Here is a 19,249-nt window from a genome sequence, read left to right as displayed (position 1 = left end):
GTCACGATCACCTCGTCGTCCCCGGCGCCCGGGCCGGACGGCCCCCACGGGTTGGTCGAACCGTAGGACGGCCCGACGCCGGCCGAGGTCGTCCGGGTGCCCCAGGGACGGCCCGGGGCCGCGTGCCGGGGCGGGTTCGCCGGGAGCGGACGGGGGCCTGAGAAGGCGCCGATGCCGTGCGCCCGCCCGGTCGGCGGCGCGGTGGTGAGCAGTTCCTGCGGCACGACCAGCACCGCCCGCACGCCGCCGTACGCGGACCGGCGCAGCGAGATCTGGAAGCCGTACGCCTGGCAGAGCCGGCCGACGATGGCGAAGCCCAGCCGGGGGGACTCGGTGAGGTCGTCGAAGTCCTTGGAGACCATCGCCTCGCGGATCGAGCGCTCGGCGCGGAACCGGGCCTCGTCGGTGAGGCCGAGGCCGCCGTCCTCGATCTCGATCGCCATCCCGCTCTGCACCTCGGAGGCGCTCAGGTGCACGTGGGTGTGCGGCGGCGAGTAGCGGGTGGCGTTGTCGAGCAGCTCGGAGACGGCGTGGATCAGCGGCTCGACGGCCGGTCCGGTGACGGAGATCTGCGCCACCGGGTGCAGGTCCACCCGCTGGTACTCCAGGATCCGGGACATGCCGCCGCGCAGCACGCTGTAGAGCGCGATCGGCCGGGTCCACTGCCGGCCGGGGCGGGCGCCCGACAGGACCGCGATGCTGTCGGCCAGGCGGCCGGTCAGCGCGTTGCCGTGGTCCAGGCGCAGCAGGTCGTCGAAGACCGCAGGGTCGTTGCCGTGCCGGTCCTCCATCTCCCGCAGATCCTTGGCCTGCCGGTGGATGATGGCCTGCACCCGGCGGGCGATGTTGACGAAGGCCCGCTCGGCCGAGTCGCGCCGGCTGACCTCGTCGTCGACGGCCTTGGCGACGGCCTCGGCGACGGCCACCAGGGAGCGGCGGAACCGCGGCGACACGGGGGCGTCGCTCTCCTCCAGCGGGCGGGTCAGCACGTCGAAGGAGTACCCGTAGCGGGCCCCGGCGACGATCCGGCGCATCTCGCCCCGGGCGAGCCGGTCCAGCTCGTCCTCCTGACCGGCCAGCCGGCGTTGGAACTCCTCCACCTGCCGGGCGTGCCGGTCGCGCGACTCACTCAGCGCCCGCCCGCGGCGTGCCGACTCGGCGGCCACCACGGCCACCAGCACGGTGCCCGTCGCCCCGCACCACAGCACCCCGGCCCGGGCCCCGGCGGACACCACCACCGCGGCGACCGCCACGGCCACCGCCATCACGGCCGTCGGCAACAACCAGCCGAGCAGGGGCGCTTGGCGCCGTCTGGCGAGTGACGATCCAGCTCGAAGCATTCAGCATCCTCAAACGATCGGAACAGCAAAGGGGGACAGGCGGGGGATCGGCTCCGCAGGCGTGGTGGTGCAGCATAGCCAAGTTCAGGACATCCTGACCGAAAGTCAAAAATACCGTCCCGCAACCGACTTGTCGTATCCAGCCGGACAACACCGACATCTCGCACACCAGTCGCAACCCGGAGCGGCCACCGCCCTCCCACCAGGCTTCTCGCCCCGCCGCCCGCGCGCCGCCGACCCGCTCCGGATTCGCTCATGCGAAGGGTTTCCTCGCCAAGTCCAGCCACCTCGCGCGGAGTTCGTGCTAAGCGCGGCGAACCGGGTCAACCGGGCGGGTGGCAATCACCCGGAAGGGGATTCACGGCCGGGCCTGGCGAGCCGCACGGCGACGTCCCGATTCCCCGGCCCGCGGTGACCGATTCCTCCTAGGCTCGTCGCATGGACGATCACGACAGCCGAGCACCGGATCCGTCCGGTCGGACCCTGCGCCACCTCATGGGCGACGCCGTCTGGACGGGCATGCTGGCGGAGGCGTTCGAGCGCCGGCACCCCATCGGCACCACCCTGCTGCGCCAGGGCGAACCGGGCACCCACGTCCTCGCGCTGCTGGCCGGAGTGGCCAAGGTGAGCCGGCGGGAACGCAACGGGGACGTCCGGCTGCTGGCGTTCCGCGGCCCCGGCGAACTCCTCGGGGAAGTGGCCGTCCTGGACGACGGCGTCCGCTCGGCCAGCGTCCAGGCGATCTCGGACTGCACGGTCGTGGTCGTCACCAAGACGGCCTTCCTGCGCTTCGTCGCCGAGCACGGGCTGTTTCCCGTGCTGGTCCGCTACGCCATGAGCCGGCTGCGGGAGTCCGACCTGGCCCGGACCGGAGGCGACGTCGTACCCAGGCTGGCGGCCGCCCTGGTCGCCCTGGCCGACCTCTCCGCAGGGCCGGTGCCCACGGCCGGTCGCCGCATCGAACTCGCCCTGACCCGGGACGAACTGGCCCAACACCTCGGAGTCTCCCGCAACACCGTCACCGCGGCCCTGGTGTCCCTGGCCGCCCACCGCGTCGAAGCCGGCCGCAAGTCCATCGCCCTCCACGACCTCCCCGCCCTCCGCCGGGCGGCCGCATCCCTGCGCGACTGACGAGCCGTCACCTCAACCTTCCGTCGATGTGACCTCCGTCACTCGTTTTCCGCACCGAGTGAGCACACCGCGCCACGCAACCTCGCGAAGCTTGGTGGCGCAAGGTCAGCACGGGAACCACAAGGAGCAGAGAATGACGGAGTTCGACCAGCCGATGCCCGAGGCCAGCGCCCTGCCGTACAGCCGCAGCCGGCACCTCCCGCCGTACCGGGGCATCGTCGCCGTGGACGCCAAGGACTTCACCGGACACCCGGCGATCGAACACGGCGTGATCAGCAGGTCGGTGCCGCAGGTGCTCCAGTGGTCCTTCGAGCGGGCCGGGCTGGGCGACGTCTGGCAGGACCGGAGGTTCCCCAACTCGACCGGCGACGGATACGTGTTCGGCTTCGACCCGGCCTGGATGCCCTTCCTCGTCCACCCCTGGCTGAACACCCTCCAGGAGGTGCTCACCGAGTTCAACGTGCACTCGGTCGGCACGGTGCGGATCCGGCTGCGGGTCAGCCTCAACATCGGCCCGCTGCCGGACACCGGCGGCGAGTTCGACGGCAACGGCACCCCGCGCAACGACACCCACCGGCTGCTCGACTCCCGCCCGGTGAAGGCCATGCTCGCCGCCTCCAATGAGAGCATCACCCACGTCGCCGCCATCCTGTCCGACCGGTGCTACCAGGACGCGGTGGCGAGCGGCTACACCGGGCGCCACCCCGACCACTTCATCGAGGTACCGGCGACCGTCGAGGGCAAGCGCTTCGACCAGCAGGCATGGCTGTACGTGCCCTCGCCGTCCGGGAACCTGTACGACCGCAGGATCCTCGGCGACGCCGTGGTGGAGGAGCAGGAGGGACGGGACGGCCGGAAGCCGGACCGGCCGGCGGAGGGGCGCCGGGCGCCCAGGACGGTCGTGACCCAGCGGGGCGACGGCAGCAACCTGAACAGCGGCACGGTGTACGGCGGTCAGAGCGTCACCAACGCGGGGGGCGACTCGTACGGAGGCTTCGGCGGCGACTACGTCCGGGGCAACAAGGACACCGTCCACGGCGACAAGAACGAGCACCACCGGTGAGCCCCGACGAACGCCCGGCCATCGAGGGGCCGGGCGCGGCGGACGACTTCGATCCCGACTTCGACGCCGACTTCGGGATCGACGACCTGGCGGACCGGTTCGCCGGTTGGGGAGGGGACCGCCCGCATTTCATCTTCGCGCCGGGTGGCAACATCAACACCGGTTCGGTGCACGGGGACCAGCGCGTCGAGAACGGCGGCGTCGGGGCCGCCCCGGGCGGCGGCGAGCGGGTGGAGGCACAGGACGGACCCATCTCGTCGATGGAGATCCTGGCCGCACGGACCGGTTTCGCGGAGCCGGACTGCTTCGCCGAGGGGCTGAGCGCGCTCGGCACCCGCCTGCTCTTCCTCGCCGGCGACCCCGGTACCGGACGCCGCACAACTGCGCTCAACCTGCTGTTCGAGGGCGGCGGGAGCACGATGGCCCTGCGCGCGCTCGACAGCGACTCGGACCTGTCGTCCTGGCGGCCCACCCACAGCGAGGCGCGCGGGTACCTGGTGCACGGCCTGTCGCCCGCGGTCCAGCTCGGCCCCACGGCTGTCGCCAAGCTGCGCGCCCGGCTGGAGACGGCCGACGCCTGCATGGTGGTGCTGCTGCCGCACGACCCGGGCTTGTGTCGCCGTCTCGTCCGCGCGATGGACATCCGCCCGGTGTCCTATGCGCCTCCGGCACCGCGAGCGGTCTTCGACGCACGGCTGGAGGCGGTACTGCCGGACGAGGGGCGACGCCGGGACCTGCTGGACCGGTTGGAGCCGGACCTCGACGAGTTGCTGGCTCCCCAACTGGTGCCGGCCCAGGTCGTCGAGCTCGTGGACGAGGTGACGCGGGCGCGCGAGGACGATCCTGAACTGGCCGACCTCGGCCAGCGGCTCAGCTTCCTCGCGGAGACAGAGGTCCCCGACCTCCTGAAGGAGCTCCGTGAGGACCCGGACGCGCTGGCGTTCCTGCTGGTGACGAGTGTCCTGGAGGGCCTGGACCACCGGATCGTCCTGGACGAGACCGACCGGTTGCTCAAGCTGGCCGACGGTCGCCTTGACGCGGTCGTGCGGCCGAATGCGGACGGGGAGGGCCAGGCGCCCCGGCCGAACCCGCGGTTCGTTCTCCGGCGCTCGCTGGACGAACTGCTGGCGACCGTCCGGGCCGAGCACGCGCCCGGTGGGACCCTGCGGACGTCGAGCTACACCTACACGGTGGAGCCGATCTGCTTCAAGCGGCACCGCCAGGCGGAGACGGTGCTGCGACACGTGTGGCGGCAGTACGGGGACGTGCCGGGACTGCTGACCGAGTGGATCGACAAGGTGTCCGATTCCGATTCCGAGTCCGACCTGGCCGAGCCCATGGGGCGGGTGGTGGGGCTCGCCACGGGTTGGAGCGGTGGCCGTCAGGCATTGCGTCACATCCGCAAGTTGGCCAAGTCCGAGCACACGCAGAGCCAGAGCATCGCCGCGTACGCGCTGGGGATCGCGGCCCAGGACCCGATTCTCGTCGGCGAGGTGAAGCACCGCCTCGACAGCTGGAGCTACAGCGGCGGCTGGCAGCTCCGCTCGACCGCGGCCGGTGCCTGCGGTGGAGACTTCGGAGCGGCCCGGCCGGAATTCGCGCTCGCACTGCTCCGGCGCTGCTACCGAGGGGAGGACGAGCGCGAGCACATCGTCGCCGTGAGGGTGCGCTGGGCCCTGTGGAGCCTCTTCCACGGCGGAAACCAGACGGCGGTGTTCCGCAAGCTCATCGAGTGGGCGGACCGGTCCGAGCGTGACGCCGTGCTCGCGCACACGGCCTTCCTCGATTTGCTCCGAGACCCTTCGTGGTTCCAGCAACAACTGCTCCTCCAGGGCGAGTTCGGCGAACCGGTGACGGCCTTCGTTCGGCACTGCCTCAATGACGAGACCCTTTTCGACAGCTCGCGCACGAGGCTGCTCGGCTGGTGCCGTCGGGCAGTCTGGGACGAACCCCTCCGGGCCGCCGTGGAGACGCTGCTCGCGGCGCTCGCCGAGGACATGCGGCCCGGCGAGCTGAGGCTGATGGTCGAGATCGACCGCAGCGACGACCCCGACCTGGCGGGCCGCGACATCGCCCACCGTGCCCTGGAGGCCTGGCGGCGCGGCGAGCCGCAGCCCTACCGCTCCGCTCCTGCCTTCGGAGGCCCCCGATGACCCTCGACACCGACCCGCCCGTCTACACCCGGGCCACCCGCGCTCCTTGGCGGGAGATCCTCCGGCACCGCTGGTCCGGGCGGCGCGACCGCGCCCTGGTTCTGGGGGATCGCCACGGGGTGTACCGCCAGCTGGGGAAGGGCCGTCCGAACCCGGGTGGCGGGGTCGCCGCTCGGCTGGGACTGCGCGGATTCGACCAGGCGTACCTGGTCGACCTCAACGAGCGGCCGGGCACTCGGGATGTCCGCCTTCCCACCTCGTTCGGCACGGCCTCGCTGGAGGTCCACGTCCTCTGGTGGGTCCACGACGCCGCACGGGCCGTGCAGACCCGGACCAGCCTGGGATGGCTGCCGGTGCGCAAGGACCTCGACGGGCGCCTGTACCAGCTCAGGGAGCAGTTCGCGGCCGCGGGCACCAGGCTGGGCCCCGAGGAGCTGATCCAGTACCTGGCGGCGCCGTACGTGCTGCCCCACTACGGGCTCGGTTACCGCGTCACCGATGTCTCCGCGCGCGAGCACGGCAATGAACTGCGCCTCGGGGAGCCGGACGCGATGGACGTGCCCTTCGACTGGACGGCCAAGAGCAAGGAGGAGTACGAGTTCTGCCGGCGCTATGTGCAGGACGGTCCGGTCGCCCTCGCGGCCCTCTGGCTCGCCAGGAAGCCGGACGAGGTGCGCGATGTCCTGGACTGGGTGGTCGGCCACTCCGACCTGCTCCGGGGAGAGAGCACCTGGCAGGACAGGATGGCCCTCATGCTGGGCCGGCTGACGGAGCAGGAGCAGGAGGAGCTGTCCGGGATCCTGCGGGACCGCCTGGTCGCCCTCGGGCGGCAGGTCCCCGGGCCTGCCCCGCAGCCCGGCGGGCCGGGGCCGGGCTTCACCAAGCTCCACACCCATGTCAACGGTTGGGCGGGCGGTGTCCCGAACGGCGTCCCGAACGGGGTGCCGCGATGACCCCGGCAGGCGTGCGCCGCGAACCGGTGCGCCGCGAGCCGGTGCGCCGTGCGCCGGTGCGCCGTGCGCCCCGCAGGCGGTCCGTCGCCGGAAGCCCTCGGCGGCCGGCCGTTCGACGGTCCCGCCGGGCCGTCGCGCCGACAGCGGTGACCACCCCGTCCTCGGTGTCGGCGATGGAGCGCCTGATGGCGGCCAACAGTGCGGAGCTGGTCCGGGCCGACACCAAGGCCGCCGTCTTCCTGGCGTTCACCGGTGCGGTGCTCGCCACCTTCGTCCCCTTGGACGGCGGCGCCGGTTCCGGCTCCCTGGCGTGGACGGTTCCGCTCCTGCGGTGGAGTGCGGTGGCCAGCGCCCTGCTGGCGGTGGGCTGTTTCGCCTCCGCGCTGGTTCCCCGTCATCGCAAGGGGCGGCGGGGTGCCGCGGCCGGTCCGGGGTACTTCGAGCACATCGCCCCGGGTGCGGGTCCGGATCGGCTGCGGCGGGCCTTCGAGCGGGCCGGGCGCGATCCGGCGGGCCCGCTGCTCTCGGCGCTGGCCGGTACCAGTGCGATCATCCGCGCGAAGTACCGCTGGATCGAGGCGGGCACCGTCCTGCTCCTGCTGGCGCTGCCCCAGTTCGTGCTCACGCTCCGGCCGCTGTGACGGTGGGCCGCTGACGGGCCCCGGCCGCACCACCACGGCCGGGGCCGGTGGCACGGTCGGAGGCAACGGATGTTGCGTCACAGGGCAATGATGGTTGACGGCTTCCGGCTCGGGTCCGTACAGTGCCGGGCCATGGAGACGGGCGATCTTGGTCGGCGGGTGGCGGAGGATGTGGCCGGTGGCGGTGGGGCGGAAGGGCTGCGGCGGCTGTCGGGGGTGATCGAGGCGCTGGAGGAGCGGCGGACGGAGCTGGTGGAGGAGCTGCGGCGCGGGCGGGAGGCGACCTGGGAGGAGATCGGGCGGGCCTGCGGAATGACGCGGCAGGGTGCGACCAGGCGGTGGGCCGGACGGCTGCGGGCGCGGTCGTTCGGGGTGGCGGTGGACGCGTACCAGCACGGCCGGCCGGGCTATCCGCGGGTGCTGATCGGCTCGGCGGTGCCCCGGGAGGCCCGCCGGGTGCTCGATCTGGGCGCCGGGACGGGCAAGTTGACCGGTCTGCTGGTCGACGCGGGCCTGGACGTGGTGGCGGTCGAGCCCGACGAGGGGATGAGGGCGCGGCTGGCCGCGACGGTGCCGAAGGCGGCCGTCCGGGCGGGCTCGGCCGAGCACATCCCGCTGCCGGACGGCAGCGTGGACGCCGTGGTGGTGGCGCAGGCCTGGCACTGGTTCGACCCGGCGGTCGCGGTGCCGGAGATCGCCCGGGTGCTCGCCCCCGGCGGCACGCTCGCGCTGGTGTGGAACGTCCGGGACGAGTCCGAACCCTGGGCGGCCGCCCTGGGCGTGCTGATGCACCGCGCGTCGCCGCCGCGGATCGACACCAGGCCAGTCCTCCCGGCGCCGTTCGGTGCGCCCGAGCGGCTGGAGATCGGCTGGGAGCACGTCACCACCCGGGCCGGGATCGTCGACATGGTCGCCTCGCGCAGCTATGTGATCGCGCTGCCGGAGGACCAGCGGGTGCGCCTGCTGGCCGACGTCGAGCAGCTGCTGGCCACCCACCCGGACCTGGCCGACCGCGAGGAGATCGCCCTGCCGTACGTGACGAGGTGCACCCGTGTCCGTCTCGGCTGAGCACGGTCGGCGTGCCGGGGCGCGGCCCGTGGTGCTGCGCCGGCTGGGCGTCGCGGACGCCGAACCGTACCGGGCCTTCCGGCTGGCGGCGCTGCGCGGGACGCCGAGCGCCTTCACCTCCAGCCACGCCGAGGAGGCCGGCAGGCCACTGTCGGAGACGCTGCACCGGCTGGCCGGGGCCGAGGCCGGGCCGGGCGCGCTGATCGGCGCCTTCGACGACGCCGGCGCGCTGGTCGGCACCGCCGGGCTGAAGGTGCCGCAGCGTGGTCAGGAGCGGCACAAGGGCACGCTGTACGGCATGGCGGTGGCCCGCGGCGCCGCCGGGCGGGGGATCGGCCGCGCCCTGGTGCGGGAGGTGCTGCGCACAGCGGCGCGGGACGGGCGGCTGCGGCAGGTGCTGCTGACCGTCTCGGAGGGCAACGAGCCCGCCCTGCGGCTCTACACCGCCTGCGGCTTCGAGGTGTGGGGGCGCGAGCCGAGGGCCGTCCTGGTCGACGGGCGGGCGGTCGCGAAGCTGCACATGGTGCGCCTGCTGGACGGGGACCGGGCGGAGGCGGCCGGGCGCTGACAGGGGCGGCCGACGGCGGTCGGCCCGGAACGCTCGGCCGGCGACGGTCGGGCCGCGACGGTCCGTCGTCAACGGCTCGTCGGCGGCGGCCCGCTGACAATTGTCACGGTGCGCCGGTGTGCGAACACACTGCCCCCGGAAACAGGTCCACGACCAGCATGGATGCCATGAACGACACCGACCTGCAGCACCCCGACACCCGTCGGGCCTTCCGCACCGTCCGGCGACTCGTGCTCGCCTATCTCGGCCTCAGCGTCGTCACACTGGCGGCCGCCGTCGCCCTCCGTGACCACCACACGATGGTCAACGCGCCGGTGCTGGTCCGCGGCACCATCGTCGTGGCCAGCGCCGCCCTCACCCTCCTGCTGACCGTCCGGGCCGCCAACGGCTCCCGGGGCGCGTTCCGGCGGCTGCGGATCCTCTCGGCCGTCATGCTGGTCGCCATCGCCACGATCATCGCCCTGCCGGGGACCTTCCCGGTGTGGATGAAGGTCGAGCAGGGCGTCTGCGGGCTCGCCCTGCTGGGTGTGGCCGCGGTGGTCAACGGACGGCACCTGCGTAGCCTGTTCGCCAGGCTCTGAGGAGGGGGAAACGAGGGTGACCGGCCTCGACCGCGCGGGCGACGACCGCGAGCGCGACCGCGCGGGAGACCGCGACCGCGCAGGCATGGACCGTGCGGGCATGGACCGCGTGGGTACGGACCGTACGGGCACGGACCGCGTGGATACGGACCGCACGGGCACGGACCGCGCGACCGCGGCCCCCGGCCCGGGGGCCGCACCGGGTCCCGTCCAGCACTGGGGCCACGGCTGGCGGCGCCCGCTGCTGGCCAGCGGGATGATGGTCTTCCCCGCACTCACCGCCGTCGCCGTCGGCGGCACCGTCTCCGGGGCGGCCGCGGTGGCCGGGTACGCCGTGGTCGTCGCGTTCTGCCTCTGCTACGCGCTGCTGGCCCTCGCCCTCGGGCTGGGCCGGCGGCGCTGGACGGTGCCACTGCTGGCGATGATGACGGCACTGTTCCTGGCCGCGCTGCCGTTCGCCCACGAGGACGCCTTCTTCCTCGCCACCGTGGTCGTCTCCGCGGTGGCGATCCAGTGGCGCGAGCACGCCGCCCGGGTGGTGGCGGCCGGCACGCTGGCCGCGCTGGTGGTGCCCTGGGCGGTGCGCCCCTGGCACACCGGTCCGGGCGGATTCCAGGCCCTGGCCCTGCTGTTCACCTCGCTCACCTGCGGTGCCTTCGCCGGGATCGCCGCCACCAACGACGCCCTGGTCGCCGCCCGGGCCGAGGTGGCACGGCTCGCCTCGGAGGCCGAGCGCAACCGGATCGCCCGGGACCTGCACGACCTGCTGGGGCACTCGCTCACCGCGATCACCGTCAAGTCCCGCCTCGCCCAGCGGCTCGCGGGCAAGGACCTGGACCTGGCGGTGGCGGAGATGGCGGCGGTGGAGACGCTGTCCCGCCAGGCGCTGTCCGACGTCCGCGCCGCCGTCAGCGGCTACCGCGAGGTGACGCTGGCCGGCGAGATCGCCCGCGGCCGTGAACTGCTGCGCGCCGCCGGGGTGGTGGCCGACCTGCCGACGGCGGCGGACGCGGTCGCGCCGGGGGAGCGCGAGCTGTTCGGCTGGGTGCTGCGCGAGGGGATCACCAACGTGGTCCGGCACGCCCGGGCCGAGCGCTGCTCGGTGCTGCTCACCGCCACCTCGGTGGAGATCCGCGACGACGGGGCCGCCGCCGCCCGGAGCGGACCGGGAGGGCCGGGTGATGCAGGCGGTACGGGCGGCACGGGCGACGGCCGGGGCAACAGCGGTACGGGCGACGGCAAGGGCCTGACGGGGCTGCGGGAACGCGTCGCCGCGGTGGGCGGTACGGTCGAGGCCGGCCCGCTCGACCCGCGCGGGTGGCGGCTGCTGGTCACCGTCCCGCCGGGCGGTGCGGGCCCCGCCGGACCCGAATCCGCCGGGCCGGACGCCGCCGGGCCGGATCCCGCCAGCCCCGACTCCGGCCACGAAGGGACGACATGACGATCCGCCCGATCCGCCTGCTGCTCGCCGAGGACCAGGAGCTGGTCCGCACCGCGCTGTGCACCCTGCTCGACCTGGAGGACGACTTCGCCGTGGTCGCCGCCGTCGGCCGCGGCGATCAGGTCGCGGAGGCGGCGCGGGAGAACCGGCCGGACGTCGCCCTGCTCGACATCGAGATGCCCGGGCTGGACGGCCTGGCGGCCGCCGCCGTGCTGGCCCAGCAGGCCCCGTGGTGCCGGGTCGTCATCCTCACCACCTTCGGCCGCGCCGGCTACCTGCGCCGGGCCATGGAGGCGGGCGCGCTCGGCTTCGTGGTCAAGGACGCCCCGGCGGAGGTGCTGGCCGACGCGATCCGCCGGGTCGCCGCGGGCGAGCGGGTGGTGGACCCGGAACTGGCCGCCGCCACCCTCGCGGCGGGCGCCTCCCCGCTCACCGCCCGGGAGCGCGACGTGCTGAACGCCTCCCGTTCGGGCGCCGGGGTGGCCGAGATCGCCGCCAAGCTCTACCTGTCCGAGGGGACGGTCCGCAACTACTCCTCGTCGGCCATCGCCAAGACCGGCACCCGCAACCGCAGCGAGGCCCTGCGGGTCGCCGACGAGCGCGGCTGGCTCTGAGCGCCGTCCTGGCCGGCAGCGCCCGGCCGCCGGGCTCCGGCTCTCTCCGGCCGTCGGCGTGCGCCGGCCGCGACGGCACGGACGCGGCCGTGGTGCCGCCCACCCGGTGGAGGCGGGCGGTACGCGGGGCGTCCGGTCAGCGGGCGAACTTCGCGACGGCCGCCGGGGTGACGGGGGTGAAGAAGTTGACGAGGTTGCCGTCGGGGTCGCGGAACAGCAGCGAGCGGTTGCCCCAGGGCATCGTGGTGGGCTCGTTGACGAAGTCCGTGACGAACCCGGACAGGCTGCGGTGGACCCGGTCCACGTCGTCGACGAGGAACTCGGTGATCACGCTCTGATTGGCCGCCGGCCGGGCGGAGCCGGGGGCGAACAGCGGTACGGTGCGGACCCCGGCGATCGCGAGGGTCGCGCCCGCCGTCCGGAGTTCGGCGAAGTCCTCGGTGGCCCACTGCGCCCGGACGGCAAGGGCGCTTTCGTAGAAGTCGACCAGTCGGGCGACGTCGCCGGTGATGATGCGGATCGAAACGAAGTCCATGGGGTGTTCTCCTCGGTCATGCCGGAACGGAAACGGAAACGGAAACGGATGCGAAGCGGAAACGGCCGCGGTCGTGCGGTCGTGCGGTCGTGCGGTCGTCCGGACATCCGGTCGTGCGTTCGGCAGACTAGGAGGAATAGTGGACAGAATCGGTCCCCTATTCGTCCTAGACTTTCGCCATGTCCCGACCCACCGGCCGCGTGCTGACCCTGCTCGAACTGCTGCAGTCGGGCGGCACCCGCACGGTGGCCGAGCTCGCCGACCGGCTAGGCGTGGACGGCCGAACCGTGCGGCGCTACGTGGACCACCTGGTCGACCTCGACGTGCCCGTGGAGTCCGTACGCGGCCGGTACGGCGGCTACCGGCTCTCACCCGGACACCGCCTGCCCCCGCTCATGCTCGGGGACGACGAGGCCCTGGCGGTGCTGCTCGGCCTGCTCACCGGCCCCAGGGCCGGACTGGCGACGGCCGAACGCACCGCGGGAGAGACCGCGGCGGCCAAGATCCGGCGGGTGCTGCCCCGGCACCTGGCCGGCCGACTCGACACGCTCCTGGAGTCGCTCTCCTTCACGGACCGGCCGCTCGGGACCACGGACCGGCCCGGCGAGGCCGCCGCACCGGACACCGGGGTCCTGCTCACCCTCGCCGACGCGGTGCGCCATCGACGGCCGGTCGCGGTCCGGTACACCGACCGCAACGGCCGGCCCAGCGAGCGCACGCTGCATCCGTACGGGATCGTCGCCCACGCGGGCCGGTGGTACGTCACCGGCGCGGACGCGGGGATCGGCCAGGACCGGACCCTCCGGCTGGACCGGGTCGCGGACGCGAGGGCCCTGCCCGGCTCCTTCGAGGCACCGACCGGACCGGAGCCGGCCGAGCGCGTCGTGTCGGGCCTGGCCACGGCCGACTACCGGCACGAGGTGACGCTGCGGATCCGCGCGACGCCCGAGTGGATCCGCCGCCACCTCCCGGAGAGCGTCGCGATCCTGGTCGAACCCGAACCCGAATCCGAATCCGAACCCGAACCCGAACCGCGGCCGGAGCCGGAGCCGGAGCCGGAGTTGGAGCCGGAGCCGGACGCGGACAAGAGCTCCGAGCGCTGGTTGCGTGTCGAGCTCCGGGCGGAGCGACTCGACTGGCTGCCTCCGGTGCTCGCCGCGATCGACCGTCCCTTCGTGATCGAACGGCCCGAGGAGCTTCGAGGCCTCGTCACCGCCCTCGCCGACCGCCTCGCCTCGCACGCCCGCCGGACCTGACGGACCGCAGCGTCTGCGTGGACCGCCGGGGAGGCCCCGGCGAAGTCCGGGGCCCGCTCCCCGTAGGCGAATTCGAGGGAGCGGGCCCCGGTGTTTCCTCAGGGTGCCGGGAGCGTAGCGCGGGGCACTGACATTGATGCCGATACCCGGGTTCCGGCGGTCGTGGCTCGGGCACTGGCTGACGCGCGGTCGTCCGGACCCGGGGCGCACCGGCAGCGGCGTCGCCCCCGTCACTGCGGTATTCCCCGCCCGGCGGCGTTGTCGGTCCCGCCTGCCAGGATCGCGGCCATGGACCTCACCACCGCCCTCGCCGGGCTCGACGACCACCCCTGGGCCACCGTCTCGCACGCCTACGGCTGCGCCGAGGACCTGCCCGACCTGCTGCGCGCGCTCGCCGAGGGTGACGACGGGGCGGCCGCGGAGGCGGTCTCCGAGCTGTACGGGAGCATCCTCCACCAGGGCACCGTGTACTCGGCCAGCGTGGACGCCGTGCCGTACCTGGCCCGGATCGCCGCCGCCGGGATCCGGACGGTGGACGTGCTGTGCCTGCTGGGCGGGCTGGCCGAGAGCGAGGACGAGTGGGAGGTCCCCGAGGGCGCGGTCCGGGCTGCCGTGGTTGCCCAACTGCCGCTCCTGATGCCGCTGTTGGCCGACCCGGACGAAACCGTCCGGCTGGCCGCCGCCTGGGCCGTCGGCCACACCCGGGACGGCGCGGCCGCGCCGTCCGCCCTGGGGGAGCGCTGGGCGGCCGAGCAGGATCCGGAGGTGGCCGCCGAACTGCTCGTCGCCCTCGGCCGGGTGGACCTGAGCGCGGCGGCCGGGGAGGCCCGGGTGCTGCTCGGCGAGGAGACCCCGGTGCCGCTGCGGCTGGCCGCGGTCCTGGTCTGCCTGCGGAACGAGGAGCGCTGGGGGGCCGTCCACCACGCGGCCGTGCTCGGCCTGCTGCCCGCCCGCGAGCTCACCGTCGACCGCTACAGCCTCGACCAGGAGGAGCTGCTGTACACGGTCGTCGACACCCTGCTGGAACGCGACACCGACGCCGACCGCGAGGCGGCCCTCGACCTGCTGGAGGCCGCCCTGCGCGACCCGCGCCCCGAGGTGCAGGCCGAGGCCCTGTGGGCGGCCGACCACGCCTGCTACGTCTCGCGCGGCGCCCCGTCCCGGTTGATCCCGGCCGTCGCCCCGCTCGCCGCCCAGGACACCGCGGCGAGCCTGCTGGCCAAGCTCGGCCCGATCGCCGCCGAGGCCGCCCCCGTGCTCGTCGGACTCGCCGACCGGCCGGACGACGGGCCGGGCGACGGGCCGGGCGACGAGGTGGCCGACGAGGCCCTCGCGGCGCTGGTCCGGATCGCCCCCCGGCAGGCCGCCCCGCTGCTGGCCCGCGACCTGGAGCGCCGCCCGCGCGCCCGCAACGCCGCGGGTGACTCGCGCGCCCCGGCCTTCCCCTTCGACCCGGAACTGCTCACCGCCGTGCGCGCCCGGCTGGCCGTCGAGGGGCTCGGCACCAACGAGACCGCCGACCTGGTCCACCTGCTGCGGCGGTGGGGTCCGCGGGCCGTCGCCGGCCTGCCCGAGCTGTGCGCGGTGCTGCCCCGCTTCCCGTACGCCGCCTCCGCCGTCGCGGCCGTCGTCGCCGGCGGCCCGCCCGAGGCGCGCGAGCGGGCCGCCGAGGCGCTGCGGGCGGAGGCGGGACAGCTCCAGGCGGCCCGCGCCCACTACGACGTCACCGGCGAACCCGACCTCCTGCTCGCCGCCGCCACCGAACGGCTGGCGGCCTCGCGCGAGCGGGCCGAGGCGGCCCGGGCGGCCGCCGACCTGGGCCCGGCCGCCGCCGGGCTGCTCCCGGCCCTGCTCGCCGCGGTCAGCGAGGACCCGGAGCCGACCGCCCCGCAGCTGGACGCCGACGTCGCGACGGCCCGCGCCGTCTGGCAGATCGACGGCGACGCCGAGGAGGCCGTCCGGATCCTGGCGTCCGTCCTCGACCGCACCGCCGGGAGCCGGCTGTGGGCCCGCTGGACGGTGGTCGGCGCGCTGCGCGCGGCCGCGTCCCTCGGGGCGGCCGGCCGGGACCTGATTCCCCGGCTGGAAGCGCTGCTCGACGACCCGGAGAAGGCCGCCGGCGCCGCTCGCGCCCTGCTCGACATCGCGGACCCGGACACCGTCGACCTCGGCCGCCTCGCCCGGGCCGCGCTCCACGCGGTCGAGACGGGCGCCGACGTCACGGGCGGCTGCGAGGCGCTGCACGCGCTGGGCGCCGCCGCCCGGGACAGCGGCCTTCTCCGGTACGTCGGCGAGCTCGTCGAGCGCGACGGCCGGATCGTCACCTCCGGCCTCGCGTACGACATCGTCCGCGAGGACGAACGGCTGCGCGCCCTCCTGGCCGAGCTGCGCTGAGCCGAGCTGCGCTGCGCCGAGCCGGGGCCGGCCGGAGCCGACTGTCAGTGCCAGGCCGTAGCTTGGGAGGTGTCGGCGGGCCGGTCCCGAACCGACCCCCATCTCCGTTGCCCGAAAGGGGACTCCGTCGTGTCCGTCGCCGTGGAAGAGCAGGTCACGTACCTCGAACTGTCCGAGGACGAGGGGAGCGCGCACAAGTTCTACGAGGTGCGGCTCGCCGGCCAGGTGGTGACGGTGCGCTACGGGCGGATAGGCGAGCCCGGGCAGAGCAAGTCGACGACGTTCCCGAGCCCGGAGAAGGCGGCCGCGTCGGCGGCCAAGAAGATCGGCGAGAAGGTCCGCAAGGGCTACGCCCCGGCCGTCCGGGGCGTGCGGCAGCGCCGGGCGGTGACCAGGCGGCAGATCGTCAGCAGCCGTTCGACCGCCCGTCAGGCGCCGCTGCTGTGGCGCTTCCGCTCCGGCTCGCCCGCCTTCGGGATCTTCGTCGGCGAGGAGCACGCCTGGGTCGGCAACGAGCGCGGCGACGTCTACACCCTCACCCACGACGGCGAGGTGACGGCCCGCTACGGCCTGCCGGACGGCGTCAAGTGCATCGTCGCCGACGACTGGTGGATCTACGCCGGCTGCGACGACGGCAAGGTGTACGACCTGGGCGGCAAGGTCCCGCGGGTGGCGTACGAGATCGCCCAGGACGTGGACATCTTCTGGCTCGACATCCACGACGGCGTGCTCGGCGTGGCCGACGAGCGCGGCGGGCTCACGACGGTGGACCACGAGGACGAGTTCCAGTGGCGCCGCCAGGCCGACGGCCGGTCCGGCTGGATGGTGCGGTGCGACGCCGACGGCGTCTACCACGGCCACTCGCGCGGCGTCGCCCGCTACGACAACCGCAGCGGCGACCAGCGGTGGCACACCCCGACCAACGGCGAGGTGCTGTTCGGCTGGCAGGAGGCCGACGAGGTGTTCGCGGGCACCGGCCGCGGCTGGGTGCACCGGCTGCGCAAGTCGGACGGCGCCGAGGTGGCCGCCTACCGCTGCGACGCCGCCGTCTTCTCCTGCGCGGCCTCCCCGGACGGCGAGTACGTCTTCGCCGGGGACAACCACTCCTCGGTGTACTGCTTCACCGCCGACGGCACCCGGCTGTGGAAGCTCGCCACCGGCTGCGGCTCGGCGTACAGCATGCAGTACCGGGCGGGGCGGCTCTACCTGGTGACCACCGACGGCTCGCTGGCCTGCCTGGACGCCGGCGAGCAGGCGGTGCGGGCGGCGGAGGACGGCACGCTGCCGGAGACCGCCGAGATCAAGGGCGCGGGCTGGGAGCCGGTGCTGGCCGGCGCCGGGCCGGAGACGGTCGAGGTGGTCACCGCCCGGACCGGCGCGGAGGTGGAGGTCGAGTGCGTCCAGGACGGCGTCCGGCTGCGGATGCGAGTGGTCTCGCAGGGCTACGACCCGTCGTGGCGGGTGCAGTTCCCCAAGGACATCCGGATCGCCGGGGCCCGCTACCTGGTCGCCGAGGTGCGGGAGTCCGCCTCGGGCGGCTTCTACCGGGCTCGCGGCGAGATCAAGCGACTGCTCTGACCCCGGGCTTCCGTGTCCGACCCCGGGCTCCCCGTGTCCGACCCCGGGATCCCGGGCGGCCGTAGGGGGGTGACGGCCGCCCGGGGAGTCCGTGCGTCAGACGAGCCGCAGCACCAGCTTGCCGGTGTTCTCGCCCCGGAAGAGCATCCCGAGGGTTTCCGGGAAGTCGTCCACGGTGCCCTCCACCACCTGCTCCTTGACCTTGATCCGGCCCTCCGCGATCCAGCCGGCGAGCTCGGCGGCGGCCTCCGGGTACCGGCGGGCGTAGTCGAACACCACGAAGCCCTCCATCCGGGCCCGCCGCACCAGCAGGGAGAGGTAGTTGGACGGGCCCTGCACGGCGCCCTCGTTGTTGTACTGGCTGATGGCGCCGCAGACCACCACCCGGGCGTGCATCGCCAGGCGGGTCAGCGCGGCGTCCAGGACGGGGCCGCCGACGTTGTCGAAGTAGACGTCGATGCCGTCCGGGGCGTGGGTGCGCAGGGCCTTGCGGACGTCCTCGGTGCGGTAGTCGATCGCGGCGTCGAAGCCCAGCTCGCCGGTGAGCAGCGCGCACTTCTCCGGGCCGCCGGCGATGCCCACCACCCGGCAGCCCTTCAGCTTGGCGATCTGGCCGACCATGCTGCCGACCGCCCCGGCGGCGCCGGAGACGACGACGGTCTCGCCCTCCTTGAGCGCCCCGACCTCCAGCAGCCCGAAGTACGCCGTCATCCCGGGGATCCCGAGGGCGCCCAGGTACGTCGACAGCGGCGCGAGCGCGGGATCGACCGTGAGCGCGCCCTTCCCGTCCGAGACCGCGTACTCCTGCACCCCGAAGGCCCCGACCACGTGGTCCCCGACCCGGAACCCCGGGTGGTTCGACGCCACGACCTCCACCACCGAGCCGGCCCGCATCACCTCGCCCAGCCCCACCGGCGGCAGGTACGACGGCCGGTCGTCCAGCCATCCCCGCATCGCCGGATCCAGCGACACGTACCGCGTCCGCCCGAGGAACTCGCCCTCGCCCGGCTCCGGCACCGCCTCCTCCCCGTGCGCCCAGTCCTCCGGACGCACCTCCCCGACCGGCCGACTGGCAAGGCGGATCTGACGGTTGACTCCGGTGGCTCCGGCCATGACGTCTCCAGGGGCGCTCGGGCTCGACGGCTGAACGCGCCCGATTCTAAGCAAGCGCTTGTTCAATTGGCCAGAGCGGGACATCAGTGGAGACCGATAGGCTTCGCCGCGTGGAGAGCGAGATCATCGAGGGGGCCGCCGTCCCGGTGACGCACTCCTGGGCGCACCAGAGCACCGTCGACCTGCTCCGGCAGCAGCTCGCCCCGGCCCTGCGGCCGAGCGGCCTGTGCTCCGGTTCCGGTGATCTGGCCCTGCCGGGCACGGCGGACCGCTACGTGCCGGACCTGGCCGTCGTGTCGACCGAACTGGCCGTACACGGCGGGGCGTTGACGCCCGACCGGACGCTGCTGGTGGTCGAGGCGACCGAGCCTTCCGGTGCCGACACCGACCGGACGGTGAAGCGCGGGCGCTACGCCCGGTTCGGTGCGCCGCTCTACCTCCTGGTGGACCGGCAGGAGCGGGCCTGCACGCTGTTCTCCCAACCCGGCGCGCTCGGCTGGACCCGGGTCGAGGGGCCGCATCCGTTCGGGGTGCCGGTGCGACTGCCCGAGCCGTTCGAACTCGACCTCGACACCAGCGAGTTCTGAGTCAGTACCGGTCCGCGAGGTGGCCGTAGCCGCCGGCCGTCCAGACGACGCGGCGGAACTCCGGGAGGCTGAGGGCGGCCGTCGGCACGCCGGTGGGCGAGCCGGTGGTGGGCGGGAAGTGGGCGGTGCCGCAGCGGGCGCAGTACCAGGCCTGGGCCCAGAGGTGCTCGGCCCGGGGCCGGCCGGCGAGTTCGCGGTCGGCGGAGGCGCGGAGCGCGGCCGCGGTGACGAGG

General features: G+C 74.2%; 17 protein-coding genes and 1 pseudogene. 14 read left to right on the top strand and 4 right to left on the bottom strand.

The features are described from left to right. Nucleotides 1–1,340, bottom strand: a 1,340-nt coding sequence (locus ACFVGO_RS37215; RefSeq protein ID WP_380636584.1) for a sensor histidine kinase, incomplete at its 3' end; no start/stop codon positions are given. 438 nt (nucleotides 1,341–1,778) lie between these two features. Here ACFVGO_RS37215 and ACFVGO_RS37210 point away from each other — a divergent pair. From ACFVGO_RS37210 to ACFVGO_RS37165, 10 genes are all read left to right on the top strand, one after another. Then, on the top strand, nucleotides 1,779–2,471 hold the full coding sequence (locus ACFVGO_RS37210; protein ID WP_359898357.1) for a Crp/Fnr family transcriptional regulator: 693 nt from the start codon (nucleotides 1,779–1,781) through the stop codon (nucleotides 2,469–2,471). A 133-nt stretch (nucleotides 2,472–2,604) separates the two neighbouring features. Then, entirely contained in the window at nucleotides 2,605–3,534 is a 930-nt protein-coding gene (locus tag ACFVGO_RS37205; protein ID WP_380354451.1) for a hypothetical protein, read from the top strand. Beyond that, nucleotides 3,531–5,687: a hypothetical protein gene (locus ACFVGO_RS37200; protein ID WP_380636581.1), complete on the top strand. Its 2,157-nt coding sequence runs from the start codon at nucleotides 3,531–3,533 to the stop codon at nucleotides 5,685–5,687. The genes ACFVGO_RS37205 and ACFVGO_RS37200 overlap by 4 nt, the downstream gene beginning before the upstream one ends. Next, nucleotides 5,684–6,640 (top strand): hypothetical protein, encoded by a 957-nt coding sequence (locus ACFVGO_RS37195; RefSeq protein WP_359898360.1) that lies wholly within the window; start codon nucleotides 5,684–5,686, stop codon nucleotides 6,638–6,640. The genes ACFVGO_RS37200 and ACFVGO_RS37195 overlap by 4 nt, the downstream gene beginning before the upstream one ends. Nucleotides 6,641–6,825: 185 nt before the next feature. Further along, nucleotides 6,826–7,281 (top strand): Pycsar system effector family protein, encoded by a 456-nt coding sequence (locus ACFVGO_RS37190; protein ID WP_359898361.1) that lies wholly within the window; start codon nucleotides 6,826–6,828, stop codon nucleotides 7,279–7,281. A gap of 132 nt (nucleotides 7,282–7,413) precedes the next feature. Next, nucleotides 7,414–8,349 (top strand): class I SAM-dependent methyltransferase, encoded by a 936-nt coding sequence (locus tag ACFVGO_RS37185; protein ID WP_380636578.1) that lies wholly within the window; start codon nucleotides 7,414–7,416, stop codon nucleotides 8,347–8,349. Then, nucleotides 8,333–8,917, top strand: a complete 585-nt coding sequence (locus ACFVGO_RS37180; protein ID WP_380636576.1) for a GNAT family N-acetyltransferase — start codon at nucleotides 8,333–8,335, stop codon at nucleotides 8,915–8,917. The genes ACFVGO_RS37185 and ACFVGO_RS37180 overlap by 17 nt, the downstream gene beginning before the upstream one ends. A 167-nt stretch (nucleotides 8,918–9,084) precedes the next feature. Next, nucleotides 9,085–9,498, top strand: coding sequence for a hypothetical protein (locus ACFVGO_RS37175; protein WP_359898364.1), 414 nt, complete (start codon nucleotides 9,085–9,087; stop codon nucleotides 9,496–9,498). A gap of 16 nt (nucleotides 9,499–9,514) precedes the next feature. Next, nucleotides 9,515–10,939, top strand: a complete 1,425-nt coding sequence (locus tag ACFVGO_RS37170; protein ID WP_380636573.1) for a sensor histidine kinase — start codon at nucleotides 9,515–9,517, stop codon at nucleotides 10,937–10,939. Next, nucleotides 10,936–11,553, top strand: a complete 618-nt coding sequence (locus tag ACFVGO_RS37165) for a response regulator transcription factor (protein ID WP_359898366.1) — start codon at nucleotides 10,936–10,938, stop codon at nucleotides 11,551–11,553. The genes ACFVGO_RS37170 and ACFVGO_RS37165 overlap by 4 nt, the downstream gene beginning before the upstream one ends. A gap of 136 nt (nucleotides 11,554–11,689) precedes the next feature. On the opposite strand, the gene ACFVGO_RS37160 is transcribed toward ACFVGO_RS37165, so the two are convergent. Continuing rightward, nucleotides 11,690–12,088 carry a VOC family protein gene (locus tag ACFVGO_RS37160; RefSeq protein WP_359898367.1) on the bottom strand — a complete coding sequence of 133 codons (399 nt, stop codon included), beginning with the start codon at nucleotides 12,086–12,088 and terminating at the stop codon, nucleotides 11,690–11,692. A 179-nt stretch (nucleotides 12,089–12,267) separates the two neighbouring features. On the opposite strand from ACFVGO_RS37160, the gene ACFVGO_RS37155 reads away from it, so the two are divergent. From ACFVGO_RS37155 to ACFVGO_RS37145, 3 genes are all read left to right on the top strand, one after another. Next, nucleotides 12,268–13,344, top strand: coding sequence for a helix-turn-helix transcriptional regulator (locus ACFVGO_RS37155; protein WP_380636571.1), 1,077 nt, complete (start codon nucleotides 12,268–12,270; stop codon nucleotides 13,342–13,344). Between the two features lie 288 nt (nucleotides 13,345–13,632). Then, entirely contained in the window at nucleotides 13,633–15,738 is a 2,106-nt protein-coding gene (locus tag ACFVGO_RS37150) for a hypothetical protein (RefSeq protein WP_380636568.1), read from the top strand. Between the two features lie 129 nt (nucleotides 15,739–15,867). Continuing rightward, a complete protein-coding gene (locus ACFVGO_RS37145; RefSeq protein ID WP_380636566.1) occupies nucleotides 15,868–17,316 on the top strand; it encodes a WGR domain-containing protein in 1,449 nt (482 codons plus the stop codon). 96 nt (nucleotides 17,317–17,412) lie between these two features. Here ACFVGO_RS37145 and ACFVGO_RS37140 read toward each other — a convergent pair whose 3' ends face one another. After that, entirely contained in the window at nucleotides 17,413–18,429 is a 1,017-nt protein-coding gene (locus ACFVGO_RS37140) for an NADP-dependent oxidoreductase (protein WP_380354472.1), read from the bottom strand. A 110-nt stretch (nucleotides 18,430–18,539) separates the two neighbouring features. Here ACFVGO_RS37140 and ACFVGO_RS37135 point away from each other — a divergent pair, with 110 nt between their 5' ends. Beyond that, a complete protein-coding gene (locus tag ACFVGO_RS37135; protein WP_380636563.1) occupies nucleotides 18,540–19,016 on the top strand; it encodes a Uma2 family endonuclease in 477 nt (158 codons plus the stop codon). Between the two features lies 1 nt (nucleotide 19,017). On the opposite strand, the pseudogene ACFVGO_RS37130 reads toward ACFVGO_RS37135, so the two are convergent. Then, nucleotides 19,018–19,249, bottom strand: a pseudogene (locus ACFVGO_RS37130) (hypothetical protein); the annotation flags it as partial.

Source organism: Kitasatospora sp. NPDC057738 (assembly GCF_042798815.1).
Classification (GTDB): domain Bacteria; phylum Actinomycetota; class Actinomycetes; order Streptomycetales; family Streptomycetaceae; genus Kitasatospora; species Kitasatospora lactacystinica.
Note: the sequence above shows the minus strand (reverse complement) of the source record. Positions and strands in the feature narration are given on the sequence as shown.